Genomic DNA, 3,510 nt, shown 5'->3' with positions numbered 1-3,510 from the left:
CAACCCGGCGCCTCGGCGCCGGGTTTTTTTATGTCCGCGCGGCGCGCCGGCATGCCGGAAAAAACCAGCGGCGCGCATCGAGGGTCGGACCCCGCGGGTCCGTCCCCGGCTCTGCGCCGTCGGGTTTTGTCCGCCTCGCCGGCGTCTTGAAGGCCGCGCTTTTCATGCGCGCGCCAGTGTCCATGCGCCGTCCGCGCGCACCGCTGCGGCAATCCGCTTGCCAAGACCTGCCCCGTGTCTCATAATCGCGACGAATTTGAAAACAGAGCAGAGTGGAGATGGACGTGGCGCGTGCCGCGTCGCGCCGCGCGCCGTGATGGCTGCGGCGAACCGCGCCGGACTTGGCGCGATCGGATACACCCAGGCGGCAATTGGTGCGCTTTGGCGCGGCGGTTTTTTTCGTCGCGCCCGGCGCCGCGTAAAACGGCGCCGATGGCGCGGCGTCGTGGCGTCGCGGCGGCGCGCGCGAGGACGACGCGGTGCGCCGCGCGGCGCGGTCGGCGGGCGTATGCTGCAAAAAAGCGTTGAATAGTTGTCGTGCTGGTTGCGTCCAAGTAAGGTTTTCGTGTACTTTACGAGATTGAAATAGCGTGTTTGTGAATGCGGCGTAGTTCGAACCGCGCAGCACGGCAGAAGATCGAAAAATTGGGAACTAGATCGCACAGATATGCACAAGTCCACACCGTTTTTTTTTCGGCCGCCTTGCCTGATTGATTTCAGGCCGGGCGGTTTTTTCTTTGAAAATTAAAACGCTGCAGTGACAACGACGTCGGTGACGGTGCTGAACGCACGCCCGAAAACCCGCAAGACGTCGCGACAAGATTTAGACAATGCCGCCGGCCCGCAACAGGGCGGCGGCGCAAGTCGATGGCTGAAGCGCTGCAATACGTGAGCAATTGCAGCAGTTCAGCTGGTGCCGAATTCATTAGCGCAAACCCTACCGTTTGCGCCGATGAATAATTCGCCTGGCCCAATCCTGGGCCGGACGGGTTTTAATCTTGTGCGTGATTTTTTCCCATCCCAGATGAAGGAGAGACAAAAATGGCTACAGCCGCTAAGAAATCCGAAGTAAAGAAACCAGCCGCCAAGGCCGCCCCTGCCGCTAAAAAGCCGGTAGTCGCAGCCAAGGCCGCTGCCAAGCCAGCCGCGAAAGCCGCAGCAAAACCAGCCGCTAAACCAGCCGCCAAAGCAGCGGTGAAAGCCGTCGCCAAGCCGGCGGCGAAAGCCAAGCCGGCAGCCAAAGTGGCAGCCAAGCCAGCGCTGAAAGCCGCTGCGAAGCCAGCCGTCAAAGCCAAGGCAGCCGCTAAACCGGTGGCCAAAAAAGCCGCCGCCAAACCAGCCGTCAAAGCCAAAGCAGCCGCCAAGCCAGCAGTGAAGGCCAAAGCGGCAGCCAAGCCGGTCGCCAAAAAAGCCGCAGCCAAGCCAGTCGCCAAAAAAGCGGCAGCCAAACCTGCGGTGAAAGCCGCCGCCAAGCCGGTCGCCAAAGCCAAGGTCGCCGCCAAACCGGTCGCCAAAAAAGCCGCCGCCAAGCCAGCCGTGAAAGCGAAAGCCGCCGCCAAGCCAGCCGCCAAAGCCAAGGTCGCCGCCAAGCCGGTCGCAAAAAAAGCCGCCGCCAAGCCAGCCGCCAAAGCGAAAGCCGCCGCCAAGCCGGTCGCCAAAGCCAAGGTCGCCGCCAAGCCGGTAGCCAAGAAGGCCGCCGCCAAGCCAGCCGCTAAAAAAGCAGTGGCCAAACCAGCCGCCAAGGTCGCCGCGAAACCGGTGGCCAAAGCCGCCGCCAAGCCAGCCGCCAAAGCCGCCGCCAAACCGGCGGCGAAAAAGCCGGTCGCCAAAGCCGTCGCCAAGCCAGCTGCTAAACCAGCCGTCAAAGCAGCAGCCAAGCCAGCAGCCAAACCAGCCGTAAAAGCAGCAGCCGCCAAGCCGGCTGCAAAGGCAGCGGCTAAGCCAGCAGTAAAAAAGCCGGTAGCTAAGGTCGCCGCCAAGCCGGCCGCGACTCCAGCAGCCAAGCCGGCAGCAGCCAAGCCGGTCGCCAAGAAAGCCGCCGCCAAGCCGGTCGCTAAGCCGGTCGCCGCTCCGGCGCCAGTGGTGGCGGCAGCAGTCGCGGCACCGGTCGCAGCAGCCAAGCCAGTGGTGAAAAAAGCCGCCGCGCCGAAAAAAGCCGTGGTCGCCAAACCGGCCGCCGCCGTCACCGCCGCTGCTCCGGCAGCCAAGACCGTGCTGGCACCAGCCGCCGCCTGGCCTTTCCCAACCAGCACGCGTCCATCCTAAGCAAATACTTGGGTGCCTGCTGAGGCAAGCTGCCGCTGTGTGAGACAATCACACAGCGGCTTTTTTTTGGAGGGACCTCGTGCTTAGTATTGTTATGTTGATTGTCGATGCCATCGCCACCTTGTTGGGCGGGGCATTGTTGTTGCGCTTCTGGATGCAGGCGATCCGCGTCCGGCCGCCGTCGTCGGTTGCCCAATTCACTTTCCAATTGTCTGACTGGCTGGTGCGTCCCTTGCGCCGCATCGTGCCGGGCGTCGGCGGCTACGACTGGGCCAGCCTGATCGGCGCCTTCCTGATCGTGCTGCTGGCCACCTCGGTGATGTTCATCGCCGGCTGGACCGTGCACGTCGTGTTGATCCAGGCGCTGCTACGCTTCCTGCAGTGGATACTCTACGGCTTCATGGCGCTGCTGGTGGTCGAGGCGATCTTCAGCTGGGTCAATCCGCACGCACCGCTGGCGCCGTTCGTGCGCGCGCTCAACGAGCCGCTGCTCAAGCCGCTGCGCCGCGTCGTGCCGCTGGTCGGCAACCTCGACCTGTCGCTGCTGGTGGCGCTGATCCTGTTGCAGATCGCCCAGTTGGTGCTGGGGATGTTATTTAGCGGGCTATGAAGCCGGCCTGGTGTTCGCAGCTGCCGGGCGGCGTCCGCCTGGCGGTGCAGATTCAGGCCAACGCCAAGAAGACCGAGGTGATCGGCGTGTTGGCAGACGCGCTGAAGATCAAGCTGCACGCGCAGCCGATCGAAGGCAAGGCCAACGAGGCGTTGATCCGCTTCCTGGCCGACACCCTGTCCCTGCCGAAGAGCGCGATCGCGCTGACGCATGGACAAACGAACAAACGCAAGCTGCTGGAGCTGTCCAGCAGCCGACTGACGCCGGAGAGCGTGGCGAAACAGCTGCTGGGCGAGCCATAAGCGAGCCGGCGGCGTCCATTTTGTTGATAACCTGGAGGTGGCATGATGAAACGATCGATCCTGTGTGGCGTGGCCTTGTTGGTGCTGGGCGGCTGCGCCAGCTCGAACCAGCCGACTTACGAGTGGGGCAAGTACGAGCACTCGCTGTTCGGCGCGGACGCGGCAGCGGCCGCACCGGCGCCGGCGTCCACGCGCTGAGCGCGCGCCGCGCCGCGCGGCGGCACGTGAAAAAGCCCCGTCCGCATCGCTGCGGCCGGGGCTTTTTTGTTGGGGCGCCGGCGGCGGCGAGAGCCACCCAAGGGCGGAAAGCCGGGGTCGGACCCGGCGGGTCCG

4 protein-coding genes are annotated in these 3,510 nt (G+C 64.3%); all 4 read left to right on the top strand.

Annotated features, from left to right (window positions below; all coding sequences use genetic code 11):
* Positions 1-1,041: 1,041 nt before the first annotated feature.
* The gene (locus H7U20_RS10310; RefSeq protein ID WP_199759064.1) at positions 1,042-2,265 is read left to right on the top strand and encodes a hypothetical protein; all 1,224 of its coding nucleotides are present in this window, start codon (positions 1,042-1,044) and stop codon (positions 2,263-2,265) included.
* A 94-nt stretch (positions 2,266-2,359) separates the two neighbouring features.
* Positions 2,360-2,875: a YggT family protein gene (locus H7U20_RS10305; protein WP_199759063.1), complete on the top strand. Its 516-nt coding sequence runs from the start codon at positions 2,360-2,362 to the stop codon at positions 2,873-2,875.
* Positions 2,872-3,177 (top strand): DUF167 domain-containing protein, encoded by a 306-nt coding sequence (locus H7U20_RS10300; protein ID WP_199759062.1) that lies wholly within the window; start codon positions 2,872-2,874, stop codon positions 3,175-3,177. Before H7U20_RS10305 ends, H7U20_RS10300 begins: the two co-directional genes overlap by 4 nt.
* A gap of 42 nt (positions 3,178-3,219) precedes the next feature.
* Complete coding sequence (locus H7U20_RS10295; RefSeq protein WP_199759061.1) at positions 3,220-3,375, top strand: hypothetical protein; 156 nt, start codon at positions 3,220-3,222, stop codon at positions 3,373-3,375.
* The last annotated feature ends 135 nt before the right edge of the window (positions 3,376-3,510 follow it).

This window comes from Rugamonas violacea, assembly GCF_016461825.1.
Lineage (GTDB): Bacteria > Pseudomonadota > Gammaproteobacteria > Burkholderiales > Burkholderiaceae_D > Rugamonas.
This window is presented reverse-complemented; position numbering and strand designations above follow the sequence as displayed.